Source organism: Aquirufa rosea (assembly GCF_004118285.1).
Classification (GTDB): Bacteria; Bacteroidota; Bacteroidia; order Cytophagales; family Spirosomataceae; genus Aquirufa; species Aquirufa rosea.
In genome coordinates, this window is the sequence record NZ_SDHY01000001.1 from 109,182 (window position 1) to 124,836 (window position 15,655).

Below are 15,655 nucleotides of genomic sequence, written 5' to 3' on the forward strand. Positions count from 1 at the left end.
ATGTACAGCCATGAAGTAACATATCGAGTTTGTTATGCTGATACGGATCAGATGGGATATGTATATTATGGTAATTATGCCCGCTTATTCGAAATAGCTCGTGTGGAGACACTTCGTAGTTTAGGTGTAAGCTATAAGGAATTGGAAGATCAACAGATTGGATTACCAGTTTATGAAAATTATTCCAAGTTTTTGGCTCCGGCGTATTATGATGAATTGTTGACCATTAAATGTACGTTGTTGTCTTTGCCACAAGTGCGTATTCAATTTTCCTATCAAATTTTCAATTCAAAAAATGAACTGATTCACGAGGGAAAAACGACTTTGGTTTTTATGGATATGAAAAGGCAAAAAATGGTCAAGGCACCAGATTACTTGATTGAGGTCTTGAAGCCCTATTTCTAATATGAAAAAAAGTATACTTCGTGAACTTAAAGTAATTTGGAAGGAACTAGAAGAGCACTATGTTTTGGCTCGGATTTTAAGTATACTTTATCAAAAAATATTCCAGTTTGATATCGATGTGAGGGCCGCAGCTGTGGCTTATAATTTCACTTTAGCTTTCTTTCCTGCCATTATTTTCCTTTTTTCTTTATTGGCCTATTTACCCATTGATCATTTAGACACAAAAATGATTGGCTTTTTGAAGGGTTCCATACCCAAAAGCATGTTGAAGGATTTATCTGAGTTAATTGTAGAATTGGTAAGTAAAAAGCGGGGAGGTGTTCTTTCCTTTGGTTTTATTTTGGCTATATACGCCTCTACAAGTGGTATAATGGCCTTGATTAGGTCTTTCAATTTAACTTATAAGACCAATGAAAATAGAGGTTTTATCAAGGAAAGAGTCATAGCTGTCACTCTGAATTTTTTATTAACATTTGTGCTGATAACTGCTTTTTTGGTTTTTATCGTTGGGAATTTAATTGTTCATAGCTTGGCAAATCGGGGTTTGATCAACTATGACTTTACCTTTTATATCATCAAGATATTAACTTATTTTGTTATTTTTTCTGTCTTCTTTTTGACCATTTCCATCATCTATTTTTATGCGCCTGCTATTCACAAAAGATGGAAATTTTTTAATGCAGGTTCCATTACTGCGTCCATTATGACCATTTTGATTACCAATATATTCTCATATTATTTGTTGAATTTTGCAAGTTACAATAAGGTGTATGGTTCTATTGGTTCACTGATAGCTCTGATGGTTTGGTTGTACTTTTTTGCCTTAATTCTATTGGTAGGTTTTGAAATTAATGCCAGTATCGATCAGGTAAAAATCGAGGATAATGAGCAAGAACCTAATGATTTCTTTTATCCACCTTCTCGCATAGAAAATGGAAGCAATTTTTTTAAAGATTTACGAGAAGAATAACTCGGAGGCACTGATTGACCAAGTCGTTCAAATATTGAAGAAAAATGGGGTAATTATTTATCCTACAGATACCATGTATGCTTTGGGTTGTTCTATTCAATCCACGCAGGCGGTAGAAAGAATCTGTGAAATCAAACAAATTAAGCCTAATAAAAATCGCTTTTCATTTATTTGTGCTGACTTAAGTTCTATTGCTGGTTTTGCTAAGGTGAGTGATTTTGCATTTAAAATTCTTAAAAGGTATTTGCCAGGTCCATATACATTTGTGTTACCAGCTAGTTCTAAAGTGCCTTCTATCTTAGTTCAAGGTAAAAAAACTGTCGGTATCAGAATACCAGATTATGAGCCTATTTTGGAAATTGTGAAAGCTTTGGGGCACCCTTTACTGACGACTACTTTACCACAAGAGGGTTTAGATATTGAGGATTTCACAGATCCAAGTTTGATTTTTGATGCCTATCAAAATAAAGTCGATTTGGTTCTCAACGGTGACTTTGGAGGAATACAAGCTTCCAGTATCATTGATTTACAAAACGATGAAATTGAGGTGATACGGGAAGGGGCAGGAGATTGCATTGATTTCCTTTAATTCCACTTGGTACTGATTTTTGCAGGTTTTTTATGCTTCCATCTTCGATGTGACCATAGATATTGTTCTGGGTTTTCTATTATGGACTTTTCTAGTCGACGAGCAAAGCGCTCAATGATTTCTCCGTGAGGTAAATTTGCAAAACTGGGTTCTGCTAAAATTTCATAAGTCATGGAATATTGACCTCTACCTTTTCTGAGTAATTCAGCGAATACTACGGGATATTGATATTCCCGAGCAAAACGCTCCATACCTGTAAAGAAGGCTGTATCTTGATTCAAAAAATTCGTCCAATAAGCCGACTCTGGTTTTTGTGGAGCTTGATCTGCGGCCAAGCAAATTCCTCTGGGAACTAATTTCCTGTCACGAGTAAGTATGACTGATTCTCGCTTTTCCATCAAAACGATATGTCCAAATTTCTGTCTTACTTCCATGCTAAACTGATTGAAAGCGGGGTTGTTTAATTTTTGATAGACGATATCATAGGTATTTTTTGTTAAGGCCAATCGATGAATAGCCCATTCCCAATTTCCTTGATGGCCAGCTACCATGATGACAGGAATTCCTTGATCCAAGTAAATTTGAACTATTTCTGGATTTTTTAATTCCACATGGTCCAAAACTTGTTTTTCAGAGAGAGAAACCCCTTTGAAGAATTCAACCAATTGGTCCGTTAGATAACCATAAAATTTAAAGGCAATTTCATTGATTTCTTTGGCAGATTTTTCTGGGAATGAACGCTGTAAGTTTTCCTTAATGACTTTTTTACGATAAGAGATTACGGCGTAAAATATCCATTTCAAACAGTTGGCAATTCCGTACAACACAAACAAAGGTAAGCTGCCTAGTAATTTGAAGAAAAACATCATGAGCTTTCGGGGGCTTATTGGCGGTAATCTATTAATTTTGCAAATATCCGATTAATTTTTGGGAATGCGCATTGAGATTCATTATTTACCTAACATTGAATATGTAAGCCTATTGCTTCGTCAAGAAGATATTCAATTTGAAGTGCACGAAAATTTCCCCAAGCAAACATTTCGAAACAGGGCACATATTTTAGGAGCTAATGGAGTCCAGACTTTAATTGTTCCTATTCAACACGCTCCGCAAGGAAAACAATTAACGAAAGAGGTACGAATTGATTATGCCCAAAATTGGGTTAAAGTGCATCAAGGGGCCATCCAAGCGGCTTATGGAAAAGCTCCTTATTTTGAACATTTTGAGCCATTTATACGTGCTATTTTTGCGAAAAAAATAAATTTTTTAGTAGATTTAAATATCGAATTTCTCGAATTGTACGCCAGAGTTTTGGGTAAAAAGTGGAATTATTCTTTGACAGAATCGTTTCAAATTGAAGAGAATGATGTATTTTGGAATTATATTCAGGCTAAGCAAGATTGGAAGAATAGAAGCGTTTATAAAGAGTTAGCTTACACACAATGTTTTGGAGAAAAATTCCAAGCCAATTTGTCGCTCTTAGATTTATTGATGAATCAAGGAAGGGATGCTAATCTTTTTTTAGGTTAAATGAAGAAAAATTGAACAAATAGAACGGTGTTCTTGTTCTCGGCATAAAAATTATATATATGGAGGCTAAGTTTTCAAATAAAGTGAAAGAAGTGATTTCTCTAGCAAGAGAAGAGGCCTTGCGTTTAGGACATGATTACATTGGGACAGAACACCTGATGTTAGGAATGATTCGTGATGGTGAGGGTCCAGGTATTGATTTATTGTTAAAGACAGGTGTGTCATTGGATCAACTAAGGCAAAGCATTGAGCATTCAACTGCATCTACGAGTCGTTCTTCCTTTGACAGGCAAAATATGTTAAACATACCTTTGACCAAACAAGCGGAGAAGGTACTGAGATTGACTTACCTTGAAGCCAAGTATTTTAAAACCAATTTGGTAGGTACAGATCATTTATTAATGGCCATTTTACGCGATGAAGACAATGTCGCTACTCAGATTTTAGAGAAGTACCAGGTGTATTACGATTTGATCAAAGAAATGGTGGAGTTCCAAAATGGTGCTGGTCAAGAAAATTCACCTAAAGCTAGTTCGGATACGGATGACAACGATGATGACAGTCGTTTATATTCTTCTGGTTCAGGCAGTTCATCTGGATCGGGTTCTACTTCATCGGGCACCAAAAGCGCAGAAAAAAGTAAAACTCCTGTTTTAGATAATTTTGGTAGAGACTTGACCAAAATAGCGGAAAATGGCAAATTAGACCCAATTGTTGGTCGTGAGAAAGAAATCGAGCGTGTAGCACAGATTTTATCTCGTCGCAAGAAAAACAATCCGATTTTGATAGGTGAGCCTGGTGTAGGTAAAACGGCTATTGCAGAAGGTTTAGCTCTGAGGATTATTCAGAAGAAAGTTTCTCGCGTATTATTTGGAAAACGCGTAGTTACTCTAGATTTGGCATCCTTAGTGGCTGGTACTAAATACCGTGGACAGTTTGAAGAACGTATGAAGGCGGTGATGAATGAATTAGAGAAGTCAACAGACGTTATTTTGTTCATTGATGAGCTGCATACCATTGTTGGTGCAGGTGGAGCATCGGGGTCTTTAGATGCTTCCAACATGTTTAAGCCAGCTTTAGCAAGGGGTGATATTCAAGTTATTGGAGCAACTACTCTAGACGAATACCGTCAGTATATTGAGAAAGATGGAGCTTTAGCTCGTCGTTTCCAAACCGTCATGGTAGATGCTACCACCGTGGATGAGACGATTGAAATATTGAATAATATTAAAGATAAATACGAGGAACATCATCATGTGATGTATACTCCAGAGTCCATTGTGTCCGCTGTTAAATTGTCGGATCGTTACGTGTCTGATCGTTTTCTTCCAGACAAAGCTATTGATGTCATGGATGAGGTAGGGGCTCGTGTACATATTTCTAACATCAATGTGCCTGCTGATATAGTGGCATTAGAGTCTCAGATTGAGATTGTTAAGAAAGAAAAGAATCAAGTTGTTAAGTCGCAGAAATATGAGGAAGCTGCTCAATTGAGGGATCGTGAAAAGAAATTGATCGATCAATTAGAGCAAGCTAAAAACATCTGGGAAGAAGAGTCCAAGAAGCAGAAATTTACGGTTACCGAAGAACATGTTGCCGAAGTTATTGCACAAATGACGGGTATTCCGGTAAATCGTGTGGCTGCCAAAGAAGGTGAAAAACTCTTGTTGATGGAGCAAGAAATGTCTAAACATGTGATTGGACAAGGTGATGCCATCAAGAAATTAGTTAAAGCCATACAACGTACTCGCGTTGGTTTAAAGGACCCTAAAAAGCCGATTGGTTCATTTATTTTCCTAGGCCCAACGGGTGTAGGCAAGACGGAGATGGCCAAGGTATTAGCCACTTATCTGTTCGATAAAGAGGACTCTCTAGTGCGAATAGATATGAGTGAATACATGGAGAAATTCAGTGTATCGCGATTAGTAGGTGCGCCTCCAGGCTATGTGGGCTATGAAGAAGGTGGGCAATTGACAGAAAAAATTCGCAGAAAACCTTATTCTGTGGTATTGTTAGATGAAATTGAAAAAGCGCATCCGGACGTTTTTAATCTATTACTTCAAGTGTTAGATGATGGTATTTTAACGGATGGTCTTGGAAGAAGAGTCGATTTTAGAAATACGATTATCATTATGACTTCCAATATTGGAGCTAGAGATTTAAAGGATTTTGGTACAGGTATCGGTTTCTCTACTAAGTCAAGATTAGATAATGTAGAAGAGCATGCAAAATCCACCATTCAAAATGCGCTGAAGAAGGCTTTTGCTCCGGAGTTTATTAACCGATTGGATGATATCATCGTGTTTAATTCTCTAGAAAAAGTTGATCTGCATCAAATTATTGATTTGATGTTGGTTAAATTAAAAACTCGACTTTCAAATCTTGGATATACGGTAACATTGACCGAAAAGGCAAAAGATTATATTGCAGAAAAGGGATATGATCCTCAATATGGTGCAAGGCCGTTAAATAGGGCTATCCAAAAATATGTAGAAGATCCGCTTGCAGAAGAAATTTTGAAAGGACCTTTGGCAGAGAATGAAGTGATTGAGTTAGATTTCCCGGAGGGAGCTACAGATTTAGTTTTAACAAGAAAAAACCTATAAATCGATTAAATAATTAGTATGAAATTAGTTGAAAACAAAGTTGTATTAGTAACTGGTGCTTCTAGAGGAATTGGGCGAGCGATTGCCATTTCATTTGCTAAATCAGGGGCTAATGTAGCTTTTACTTACTTATCTTCCGTGGAGAAGGGAGAGGCTTTAGAAAAAGAATTAGCGGCTTTTGGTGTTCGTGCTAAGGGTTATCGCTCGGATGCCTCACAGTATAGTGATTCGGAAGAATTAGTAAATTCAGTGCTGGAGGATTTTGGTTCTATTGATGTATTGATAAACAATGCGGGTATTACACGAGATGGTTTATTGATGCGTATGAGTGAGGAGCAGTGGGATGAAGTGATTCGAGTGAACTTAAAATCTGTTTTCAACTTAACTAAAGCTGCCATCAAACCAATGATGAAAGCAAAGTCTGGCTCGATTATTAATTTAACTTCCATAGTTGGAATTAAAGGAAATGCAGGTCAAGCCAATTATTCTGCCTCCAAGGCCGGTATTATTGGTTTTACCAAATCTGTTGCCCTTGAATTAGGTTCTAGAAATATTCGTTGTAATGCCATTGCGCCTGGATTTATCGAAACCGAGATGACTGGCGAATTAAATGAAGCTACAGTAGATGAGTGGACAAAAGCTATCCCACTGAAAAGGGGAGGACAAGCTGATGAGGTGGCCAACGTTTGTTTATTTTTGGGATCAGAATTATCTTCTTATGTGACTGGTCAAGTGTTACAAGTGGATGGGGGTCTTTTAACCTGATGTTATTGGTTTTACTCAATTCATGGCTAAGCTCAGTTCCCCTTTGGTTGGGACTGGGCTTAGTTTTTTTTATTGGCTTAGTCTATTATTGGCTGCAATTAAAAAATTCGTCCATTAGTGTTTTAGTCGTAATTCAAGCGGTTTTGCGCGGTCTTTTCTTACTGGGATTAATATTGTGTTTTGTTCCATGGAAAATATCGGTGCAGGAGCCTCAACATCTTCCTAGACGCATGTTGTTCATAGTGGATGATTCGCAATCGATGAATTTATCCAATTTCAAAAGTTTCATCAATGAAGCTTATGATAAAATTAAAAAGCTAAATTCTGGTGAACTGGAATTGAAATTGATATCACTGAATCAGCGTGTCAACGAATTAGGAGATATTTTACCGAATGGTAAGTTTTCTTCTTGGGCACAGGTTCAAGAAATTATTCGAAAAGAATCAAAAGATGTTGATGTCACTCATGTATTTTTTGCCACCGATGCTCAATTAAGTCATTTAGATTCCCCTAATCCTTTAGGAAGAACGATTTATGTAATTCCATTTGGAAAAGAAGTCATTGGTCAAAAATTAGGTTTACTGGTTCCTTCTAAGCCTCTAATATCTGTATTAAATGAACCTATTCATGTTCCCATTTCTGTCTGGTCAAATGGGCAAGTAAATAGAAAAACGCCATCGATTAATGTCCTTTTGAACGGTCAATTATTTCGAGAATTGAAAGTAGAATTTGATAGAAATGTTGATTTTAAACAGGTGGATCTTGAAATGGTAGGGAAACGTCAAGGTAAATTTGAGGTGAGTATTCATTGGTCTGAAAGCCCCAATGATAGTCAAACTTTCACTTGGATTGTTCAAGAATTTAAAGCCAATATTGAGGCCTATGCCATAGCACCCAATCCTAGCATAGGTGTCATCAATCGAATAGCCAAAGAGGCTCACATGAATGTGCATTGGAATTTTACTCAACAAGTAAATTCCTTGGCACCAGCTGATAACTATTTGTTTTATGGAATTTTGCCGAAAGAATTACCCAAAGACAAATCTATTTGGATACTAAATGTATTGCCTGAGAACCTAAAACAAATCCCACAGATGGAGGAGATGTCTTCAATTGGGGAACATTTTCCAAGTGTTTGGAAAAAATGGGTTGCCCAAAGAACGTCTTTATCTGCTAATTCCCTAGAACTTTGGAAGGAACAAATGGCTGAAATGAAGGCCAAAGGAAATCATCAATATATAGATTCTGCCATCAATGAATTATTTAAAATTAGCTTTTTAAGAAAAGCGGATGATCTATTTTCTCTGGAGTTAAATCAGACATCTTTTTTGTTGGGCGAGGAAGTGGTTTTTGAATTAAGGCAATTGGAACAAGAGAATTTACAGCTTAAAGGTTTACAATTAAATGTTGAAATAAAAGGAGGAGGTACAACAACTCGTTTTAATCGAAAGATTACTCAGGCGCATCAAGTAGAGAGTTTTATACCAAGTCGGCCAGGAAATTATCAGTACATAGCTACCCTTCAAGGAGCTAATAAAGTGGTCGAGTTTAAAGGGAAATTTACCGTTCAAGATTTAAATCTGGAAAGTGTAAAAGGTAGGAACTCAGTTAATTTGCAATTGTTAGCAAGTAAAGACGGCGTAAAGGTGGTGGAATTGGCAGGATTATCGTCTATTTCATTTAATGACACAATAAACACGGATAAAGGAAAGTTAAAGGAAATTAATCTTTGGGAGTGGCCCTATTTTGGATTAGTCATGCTAATGATTTTGGCTGTTGAATGGATTATTAGAAAAAGTTTGCATCAGATATGAGGTATTTGTTAGGTTTGTTTTTACTTGTTGTTGCATTTTCTTGTCGGCGGGAAGTGGTTTTGCCGGATGCAAAACCAGCTATATTTCAAGAGAAATTCAGTCAAATTCAACCTCAATTTATGCAGGTGGATTTTGAAATTAGTTATGATACTATTCAAAAATGGTTATCCTTTAAGCCAGGTAAAACGATATTTCAAAGTTCAAATAATGCATCTTTTATTGGCTTTCCTTTACAAGTTACACTTCTGAATTCCATCAAAATTCAGGGCAATAATGCTAATGGTTTAAAATTTCAAATGCCCATAGGATTTATAGCAGAGCCAAGTTTAGCGGGATTCTCAGCCGGTAAGGTAAATGGACAAATGGATGTATCAGTACAAGCAGAATTGCAATCCACATCTGCTAATTCATTGTCAATTAAACAGTTACAGTATTCCTATTCTTGGAAAGAGAAACCAAGTTTGAAAGTGGCAGGTTTTGGTGTGAATGTTACTTCAGTTATTGATCGATTATTAGCCAGTAAACAAGATCAATTTATCCATCAAATTACGTCTCAAGTAAATCAGAGTATACATGCTTCCTCTTTAGAAAAGATGTTGAATAATTCTATCCGAAGTATGCCAATTAATGATTTTATGATTCATCCAAAGGTTAATCAAATTGCCCTTGCTCAATTAGATTTAGGAACCTCAGTTTTGACAGGAACAGCCTATGTCAATAGTTCATTGGAGTTTTCTCAGCCAATGGAGAATCGGAATACCCTGAGTAACTCGGTTAAGTTAATTTCTCAGGTTCCTTCATTAACAAATTCTTCCCTTCCTTTTTCGGTGGATTTGAATTGGGAGTATTTGCGTCAAATGGTTGAAAGTCAGTGGAGAAAAGCTTCCAATCAACCTAGTTTAAGCTTGTCCATTGATAGAACCAATAAGGATTTTGTTCAATGTGAAATCAAAGGGTATAAAGGTAAAGCCAGTACCTTTCATTTTAATTTTATTCCCGTATTGGTGGAAGATAAAAAAGTCAGTATTCGTTTGGTTTCCAAAGATTTACAGGGTTTAGGTTTTCCTTCAAGCTTGTTTAAAAAAAGCATCATTCGAAGATTAGAGCGTAATTTAGCTTCGTTTTCGGTGGATCCAACATCTTTCCTTGATATGTCGATATGGAGAGAAAAAGGTATTCATGTAGAATCGATGGATTTAAATTTAGAGACATTACAATGGAATCAGGATGCACTGCACTTATCGGGTAAGATGCTGGGCAAATGGTTCATAAAGAAATAAAGCTTACCTTTGTTTCAGAGAAAATAAATCGTCTTATCGCTTTTTTAAAGAGGAAAGTCCGAACAACACAGAGCATCGTGCTTCCTAACAGGAAGGCAGATTTTAACTAATCTGACAGAAAGTGCCACAGAAAATTACCGCCTTTCGAGGTAAGGGTGAAAAGGTGAGGTAAGAGCTCACCGCTATTTTGGTGACAAAATGGGTCCAGGTAAACCTCACGAGTTGCAAGATCAAATAGGCTGGCTGTTGAAAGACAAAAGGGTTGCTCGTCCGATGCCAGCGGGTAGATTGCTAGAGGTGAACAGTGATGTTCATTCAAGATAAATGATAAGAAGGCCTTCGGGCTTACAGAATTCGGCTTATAGATTTATTTTCTCTATTTTAATTCTTTGGATTTTCTGTTCAAATTCCTTAATTTCGCAGACATTTTTATAAACTCGAGGGACGAGATCCCTCATAACCCAAGAAATAATGGCTGTTAAAATCAGACTAGCGCGTCGTGGACGCAAGAAATTGGCAATTTTTGACTTAGTTGTAGCGGATGCTCGTGCTCCTCGCGACGGTCGTTTTATTGAAAAAATTGGTACTTACAATCCAAATTCAAACCCTGCTACTATCGTATTGAATGAGACGCAAGCTTTAAAGTGGGTAATGAATGGAGCACAACCAACAGATACTGCTAAGGCAATTTTGTCTTATCGTGGTATTTTATACAAAAAACACTTGCAAGTAGGTGTAATCAAAGGTGCTATCACTCAAGAGCAAGCAGATGCTAAGTTTGAAGCATGGAAAACGGAGAAAGAGACTAAGATTCAAACCAAATCTACTAGCATTCAGGATTCAAAAGATAAGTCTAAGGCATCTCGTTTAGCTGCGGAAGCTAAGGTTTCTGCTGCACGTGCTGAAGTTATTGCAGCTAAAAACAAAGTTGAAGAGGAAGCTTTAGTAGCTAGCGTAGTAGAAGCTATCAACGAAGTTGATGAATCATCTGAGGTTGAAGAGACAGAAGTTGCTGAGGCTGCTGTAGAGGAAACTCCTGCAACGGAAGAAGCTGCTCCTGCTGCTGAAGAGTCAGCCGCTGAAGAGCCTGCTGCTGAATAATTTTTTAATTCATTGAAAATCATACAAATTTGATTTCAGATTTGTATGATTTTTTTTTGTACCCATGGCAAAAACAGAATATTTCGAATTAGGAACACTTTCCAAACCACATGGTATCAAAGGTGCGCTTCATGTTTACCTAGATGTGGATGATCCTGAAGAGTATGAAGGATTAGATGCTGTGTTTTTGCAAATAGGGAATGAGATGGTTCCTTATTTTATCTCTGACCTTCAAATTCGCTCTAATTTAAATTTGATTTCTTTTGAAGGCATTGAATCACTTGATGCTGCCAAGGATTTGGTAGGTATAAAGTTATTCTTACCTATTTCAATGTTACCTAAATTAAAAGATCATCAGTTTTATTACCATGAAATTGTTGGTTATCAAGTGATTGATGTAAATCTCGGTAAATTGGGTACCGTAAAAGAAGTGTATTCTACTGGTGCACAGGATGTGTTGGTGATGACTTATCAATCCAAAGAAGTTTTGATTCCTTTATTGGATGAAATAATCCCCAAAGTGGATAAGAAAAACCAGATTATCAACAGTGTTCTTCCTGATGGATTACTTGAAGTATATTTAGATGATGAGAATTGATATTATATCCGTAGTTCCAGCCTTAATGAGTAGCTTCTTTGAGCATTCTATTTGCAAAAGGGCTATACAAAGCGGTTTAGTAGATGTTCAATTACATGATTTACATGATTATTCATCTAAGAAGTTTCGACAAGTGGATGATTATCCGTTTGGGGGAGGGGCAGGTATGGTCATTGCAATAGAACCTTTATCTACATGTTTAGATCATTTATTAGCCCAAAGATCTTATCAAGATATCATATTTTTAAGTCCAGATGGGCAATGCTTTAATCAGTCCATGGCTAATCAATTGAGCTTATCAGAAAATTTACTTTTTATCTGTGGGCACTATAAAGGAATAGACGAAAGAATACGAGAGAAATACGTTACTAAAGAAATTTCCATTGGAGATTATGTGCTTTCAGGAGGTGAATTAGCTGCTGCTGTTTGCGCTGATGCCATTATACGGCTATTACCGGGGGCCATTGGTGACGAAAGTTCTGCCTTGACAGATTCATTTCAAGATGGATTATTGGCCCCTCCCGTGTATACACGTCCTGCTAGTTTTCGCGGAATGAATGTACCAGATGTTTTACTATCCGGGCATGAAAAAAATATTGAAGCTTGGCGACATGAACAATCTGTCAAGCGTACGCAAGAAAGAAGACCCGATTTATTGCAATAGTTTATGATTAAAGAGAAATCTATAAGCATGCCTAATATGATAGCTTTGGGCATGCTTTATCTTATTTGGGGCTCCACCTTTTTAAGTGTTAGAATTTTAATTGATTATTTTCCTCCCTTATTTATTTCCTACACGCGTAATTTTTCTGCAGGTTTCTTATTATTGCTTTGGTCTATTTTAGGAAAACATTGGGTTCAAATGCCTTTGAAGCATCTCAAAGTGCATATCATGGCTGGAATATTATTTATTACTGTGAATAATGCCTCCTTGGCTATTGCTAGTGCCATTGTTCCATCCGGTTTCTCTGCAGTTTTTATGGCCTTGGGCCCTTTATTATTGGTTATATTTTTTTGGGTAGAAGGAGTCAAGCCTAGTTTCAAAAAAATAGTAGCTACTTTATTAGGATTAGTGGGTATATTATTAATGAGTTCGCAGAAAAACTTATCTATTCCAGGCAAGTCATCCGAGTTTTTTACTGGTATTCTACTTTTACTTGGGGCAGTTATTGCATGGAACTTAGCTGTATTTAGAGTTCAATCGACCAAAGCCAATTCCTATCATTTTACCCAAGTTTGTGCTATTCAAATGATTTCAGGAAGTATTCCTTTGATATTTATTAGTACACTTAAAGGAGATCTCGCTTTACTACATTTAACTACCATTCCTTTGTATGCATGGAGTGTATTTCTGTATCTTATTCTAATTGGATCACTGGCTGGTTTTTCCATCTTTGGTTATTTATCTAAGGAATGCGATGCCACTCTAGTAGCTACTTATACTTATGTAAACCCTGTAGTTGCTTTGATTTTGGGGCATTTTATTTTAAATGAAGAATTACATCCTATTTTATTATTTGCAAGTTTTTTCATACTATTGGCAGTTGTTTTAATTTCAACGGATAAAACTAAACCTGCTTTCAAATCATGAAAAAATCTTTATTGCTTGTTTTTTCCTTTTTCAATCTATCATTTGCCCTTATGGCCCAAGGTCCTCAGCCATTATATCCTGCCGCAATTCCCAATTACATCGATGGTCCCAATGAACAAAATGTAGCGGTGACCAATGGAATATCTAGAATCGCCAAGGTAACTATTCCTACCTATCAATTTTATTCTGCTGGTCCTGGAGTTAATAAGCCCTGTGTAGTGGTATGCCCTGGTGGAGGTTATGGTATTTTAGCTTCTTCACATGAAGGTTCAGATATTGCAAAAAAGTTTAATGAAAGAGGCATTCATGCTTTAGTGTTATTTTACCGATTACCTGACGCAAAAAGACAAGTTGATAAGCGTATTGCTCCTTTACAAGATGCTCAACAAGCTATTCGTATCTTGAGACAACATGCCTCGGAGTGGGGAGTAGATCCCAAGAAGGTCGGTATTATGGGTTTTTCAGCGGGAGGACATTTAGCTGCTAGTGTAGCTACGCATTTCTCGAAAGATTATACAGGTATTAATGATGGGGCTAATTTGCGTCCTGATTATCAAATTTTATTATATCCAGTTATTAGTTTCCGTTCATTTGGGCATCAAGGTTCGGCTAAAAATCTAATTGGACCCGAAATGAATGAAGAAAATTTACATTTATTTTCCAATGAGGAACAAGTAACGGCCCAAACACCTCCAGCATTTTTAGTGCATGCAGCCGATGATAAGGCGGTACCTGTTAAGAATTCGTTGATTTATGTTGAAAAATTGAGCGATCTAAATATTTCCAGTGATTTACATGTCTTTGCCAAAGGAGGACATGGTTTTGGTCTAAATAACAAAACCACCTCAGACGATTGGTTTGAGAGTTTGATGAAATGGTTTAAAAGTCAATCATTACTTTGATTTCTTTTCATGAAGAAATAGAATGGAATACCAGACAATACCAGCGCTAAACCAATAGTAGAAGATAGCGTTTTTACATAGAGTAAATTGCCAGCAATGGCCAAAAGGATTAGTAGGTAAATAGCGAACAATACTTGATTCGATTTACTTAATGATCCTTTTGAAATTTTAGACTTATATAAAGACATTACTGTGAGGAAATAAAACAGTAATATAGCGAAAACAGTAAAATCTAATAGAGTTCCATAACCACCGGAAAAGCACAATAGGATAGCCCATACTCCTTGAATAATTAAAGAATAGGATGGTGCCCCGTTCTTGTTCAAGTGTGCTGCCTTCGAAAAAAATAATTTATCTTGGGCCATTGCCTCAAATAATCTTCCACCAGCTAATATGATGCCATTATTACATCCGAAAGTGGAAATCATGATTAATATAGCCATGACAGTGGCCCCAATATTTCCTAACAAACTTTCTAAGGCAGCAGAGCCTAGTCGATCTTGACTTGCAAATATAATACCCCGTTCATATGCCGTGGTTCCTGATGGATTACCTTCAAGTGGTAAAATTCCTAGATAAGCGATATTGGTTAAAATATATAATAAACATACTAATGCAGATCCATAAACCAACCCTTTGGCAATAGTTTTACTTGGATCCTCGAAATCTTGGCTAGCAAAGGTAACATTATTCCATGCTGAGGAAGAAAACAATGGACCAATCATGGCTACTCCAAATAAACTTGCTAAGGTGAAGGTGTCAACAGTTATAAATTGTTGAGATCCCGAATCAAAGGTAGTTGGGGATCGGAAAAAGTTTTCAAAATGAATCCAATCATTTTGAAAAGCTGCAAAAAATCCAAGTAAAACCAAGACTACAATAGCCCCAATTTTCGTGAAAGTAAAAAGGTTTTGAATAAAAGAGGCAAAAGAAATACCTTTTAAATTGAAATAAGTTAAAAGTGCAATTAATGCTGCGGCCAACAATTGTTGACTATTGATGTAATTGAATAGTAGGGGATTTTCATTGATAAAATTCGGGAATAAAAATCCAGTGTATTTAGCAAAAGCCACTGCCACAGCAGCAATTGTTCCCGTTTGAATCACTAAAAAGGTAGTCCATCCAAACAAGAATCCTGTCATAGGAGAATAGGCCTCCTTTAAATAAACGTATTGCCCACCTGTTTGAGGAAATAAAGAGGAAAGCTTTCCGTAGGCATAAGCTCCAGTTATGGTTAAGAAGGTGGTTAATATCCAGGTACCTATCCACAAATATGGACTAGTTAATTGTCTACCTACCTCTGAACTAACTAAAAATATACCAGATCCAATCATAGAGCCCATGACCAGCATGGAGGCATCTAGGGTGTTTAACTTCTTTATGGTGTGATTCATTTTACTTGGGAAACTTAAAATTAGTCAATTTTTAGTTTTTGGTATTTTTTTTGGGATAAATATTAATTCGTTGATTTTTTTTTATAAAATTTTCCCAATTCAGAAGGCTG

At 36.6% G+C, this 15,655-nt stretch carries 15 protein-coding genes and 1 other RNA gene; 14 read left to right on the plus strand and 2 right to left on the minus strand.

Features of this window, described 5'->3' with window-relative positions; genetic code table 11:
• The 3 genes from ESB04_RS00490 to ESB04_RS00500 are packed head-to-tail and all read left to right on the plus strand — an operon-like array spanning position 1 to position 1,964.
• The gene (locus tag ESB04_RS00490; RefSeq protein ID WP_129025157.1) at positions 1–405 is read left to right on the plus strand and encodes an acyl-CoA thioesterase; all 405 of its coding nucleotides are present in this window, start codon (positions 1–3) and stop codon (positions 403–405) included.
• 1 nt (position 406) lies between these two features.
• Entirely contained in the window at positions 407–1,375 is a 969-nt protein-coding gene (locus ESB04_RS00495) for a YihY/virulence factor BrkB family protein (protein ID WP_129025159.1), read from the plus strand.
• Complete coding sequence (locus tag ESB04_RS00500; protein WP_129025161.1) at positions 1,338–1,964, plus strand: L-threonylcarbamoyladenylate synthase; 627 nt, start codon at positions 1,338–1,340, stop codon at positions 1,962–1,964. Before ESB04_RS00495 ends, ESB04_RS00500 begins: the two co-directional genes overlap by 38 nt.
• On the opposite strand, the gene ESB04_RS00505 is transcribed toward ESB04_RS00500, so the two are convergent.
• On the minus strand, positions 1,961–2,833 hold the full coding sequence (locus ESB04_RS00505; RefSeq protein WP_129025163.1) for a lysophospholipid acyltransferase family protein: 873 nt from the start codon (positions 2,831–2,833) through the stop codon (positions 1,961–1,963). The genes ESB04_RS00500 and ESB04_RS00505 overlap by 4 nt on opposite strands.
• 64 nt (positions 2,834–2,897) lie before the next feature.
• Between ESB04_RS00505 and ESB04_RS00510 the strand changes: the two genes are divergently transcribed.
• From ESB04_RS00510 to ESB04_RS00560, 11 genes are all read left to right on the plus strand, one after another.
• On the plus strand, positions 2,898–3,494 hold the full coding sequence (locus ESB04_RS00510) for a WbqC family protein (protein ID WP_129025166.1): 597 nt from the start codon (positions 2,898–2,900) through the stop codon (positions 3,492–3,494).
• 59 nt (positions 3,495–3,553) lie between these two features.
• Positions 3,554–6,100, plus strand: a complete 2,547-nt coding sequence (locus tag ESB04_RS00515; protein ID WP_129025168.1) for an ATP-dependent Clp protease ATP-binding subunit — start codon at positions 3,554–3,556, stop codon at positions 6,098–6,100.
• A gap of 18 nt (positions 6,101–6,118) precedes the next feature.
• Positions 6,119–6,865 carry a 3-oxoacyl-[acyl-carrier-protein] reductase gene (gene fabG, locus ESB04_RS00520; protein WP_129025170.1) on the plus strand — a complete coding sequence of 249 codons (747 nt, stop codon included), beginning with the start codon at positions 6,119–6,121 and terminating at the stop codon, positions 6,863–6,865.
• Positions 6,866–7,095: 230 nt separating this feature from the next.
• On the plus strand, positions 7,096–8,679 hold the full coding sequence (locus ESB04_RS00525) for a hypothetical protein (protein WP_164969554.1): 1,584 nt from the start codon (positions 7,096–7,098) through the stop codon (positions 8,677–8,679).
• Positions 8,676–9,959 carry a DUF4403 family protein gene (locus tag ESB04_RS00530; protein ID WP_129025174.1) on the plus strand — a complete coding sequence of 428 codons (1,284 nt, stop codon included), beginning with the start codon at positions 8,676–8,678 and terminating at the stop codon, positions 9,957–9,959. The genes ESB04_RS00525 and ESB04_RS00530 overlap by 4 nt, the downstream gene beginning before the upstream one ends.
• A 20-nt stretch (positions 9,960–9,979) precedes the next feature.
• Positions 9,980–10,337, plus strand: an RNA gene (gene rnpB, locus ESB04_RS00535) — RNase P RNA component class A.
• Positions 10,338–10,430: 93 nt separating this feature from the next.
• Positions 10,431–11,060, plus strand: a complete 630-nt coding sequence (locus ESB04_RS00540; RefSeq protein WP_129025176.1) for a 30S ribosomal protein S16 — start codon at positions 10,431–10,433, stop codon at positions 11,058–11,060.
• Between the two features lie 64 nt (positions 11,061–11,124).
• The gene (gene rimM / locus ESB04_RS00545) at positions 11,125–11,658 is read left to right on the plus strand and encodes a ribosome maturation factor RimM (RefSeq protein WP_129025178.1); all 534 of its coding nucleotides are present in this window, start codon (positions 11,125–11,127) and stop codon (positions 11,656–11,658) included.
• Complete coding sequence (trmD, locus tag ESB04_RS00550; RefSeq protein ID WP_129026114.1) at positions 11,648–12,322, plus strand: tRNA (guanosine(37)-N1)-methyltransferase TrmD; 675 nt, start codon at positions 11,648–11,650, stop codon at positions 12,320–12,322. The genes rimM and trmD overlap by 11 nt, the downstream gene beginning before the upstream one ends.
• A 27-nt stretch (positions 12,323–12,349) precedes the next feature.
• Positions 12,350–13,249: an EamA family transporter gene (locus ESB04_RS00555; RefSeq protein WP_164969555.1), complete on the plus strand. Its 900-nt coding sequence runs from the start codon at positions 12,350–12,352 to the stop codon at positions 13,247–13,249.
• Positions 13,246–14,151, plus strand: a complete 906-nt coding sequence (locus ESB04_RS00560) for an alpha/beta hydrolase (protein ID WP_129025182.1) — start codon at positions 13,246–13,248, stop codon at positions 14,149–14,151. The genes ESB04_RS00555 and ESB04_RS00560 overlap by 4 nt, the downstream gene beginning before the upstream one ends.
• Here the strand turns inward: ESB04_RS00560 and ESB04_RS00565 are convergent.
• Positions 14,136–15,545, minus strand: a complete 1,410-nt coding sequence (locus ESB04_RS00565) for an APC family permease (protein ID WP_129025184.1) — start codon at positions 15,543–15,545, stop codon at positions 14,136–14,138. The genes ESB04_RS00560 and ESB04_RS00565 overlap by 16 nt on opposite strands.
• Between the last annotated feature and the right edge of the window lie 110 nt (positions 15,546–15,655).

Excerpts from the sequence above, each read along its gene's own strand:
- ESB04_RS00565 (WP_129025184.1), bottom strand. The coding sequence starts at position 15,545 with ATGAATCACACCATAAAGAAGTTAAACACCCTAGATGCCTCCATGCTG.
- ESB04_RS00530 (WP_129025174.1), top strand. The coding sequence starts at position 8,676 with ATGAGGTATTTGTTAGGTTTGTTTTTACTTGTTGTTGCATTTTCTTGT.
- trmD (WP_129026114.1), top strand. The coding sequence starts at position 11,648 with ATGAGAATTGATATTATATCCGTAGTTCCAGCCTTAATGAGTAGCTTC.
- ESB04_RS00515 (WP_129025168.1), top strand. The coding sequence starts at position 3,554 with ATGGAGGCTAAGTTTTCAAATAAAGTGAAAGAAGTGATTTCTCTAGCA.
- rimM (WP_129025178.1), top strand. The coding sequence starts at position 11,125 with ATGGCAAAAACAGAATATTTCGAATTAGGAACACTTTCCAAACCACAT.
- ESB04_RS00525 (WP_164969554.1), top strand. The coding sequence starts at position 7,096 with ATGTTGTTCATAGTGGATGATTCGCAATCGATGAATTTATCCAATTTC.
- ESB04_RS00560 (WP_129025182.1), top strand. The coding sequence starts at position 13,246 with ATGAAAAAATCTTTATTGCTTGTTTTTTCCTTTTTCAATCTATCATTT.
- ESB04_RS00555 (WP_164969555.1), top strand. The coding sequence starts at position 12,350 with ATGCCTAATATGATAGCTTTGGGCATGCTTTATCTTATTTGGGGCTCC.
- ESB04_RS00495 (WP_129025159.1), top strand. The coding sequence starts at position 407 with ATGAAAAAAAGTATACTTCGTGAACTTAAAGTAATTTGGAAGGAACTA.
- ESB04_RS00505 (WP_129025163.1), bottom strand. The coding sequence starts at position 2,833 with ATGATGTTTTTCTTCAAATTACTAGGCAGCTTACCTTTGTTTGTGTTG.
- ESB04_RS00490 (WP_129025157.1), top strand. The coding sequence starts at position 1 with ATGTACAGCCATGAAGTAACATATCGAGTTTGTTATGCTGATACGGAT.
- ESB04_RS00540 (WP_129025176.1), top strand. The coding sequence starts at position 10,431 with ATGGCTGTTAAAATCAGACTAGCGCGTCGTGGACGCAAGAAATTGGCA.
- ESB04_RS00510 (WP_129025166.1), top strand. The coding sequence starts at position 2,898 with ATGCGCATTGAGATTCATTATTTACCTAACATTGAATATGTAAGCCTA.
- ESB04_RS00500 (WP_129025161.1), top strand. The coding sequence starts at position 1,338 with ATGGAAGCAATTTTTTTAAAGATTTACGAGAAGAATAACTCGGAGGCA.
- fabG (WP_129025170.1), top strand. The coding sequence starts at position 6,119 with ATGAAATTAGTTGAAAACAAAGTTGTATTAGTAACTGGTGCTTCTAGA.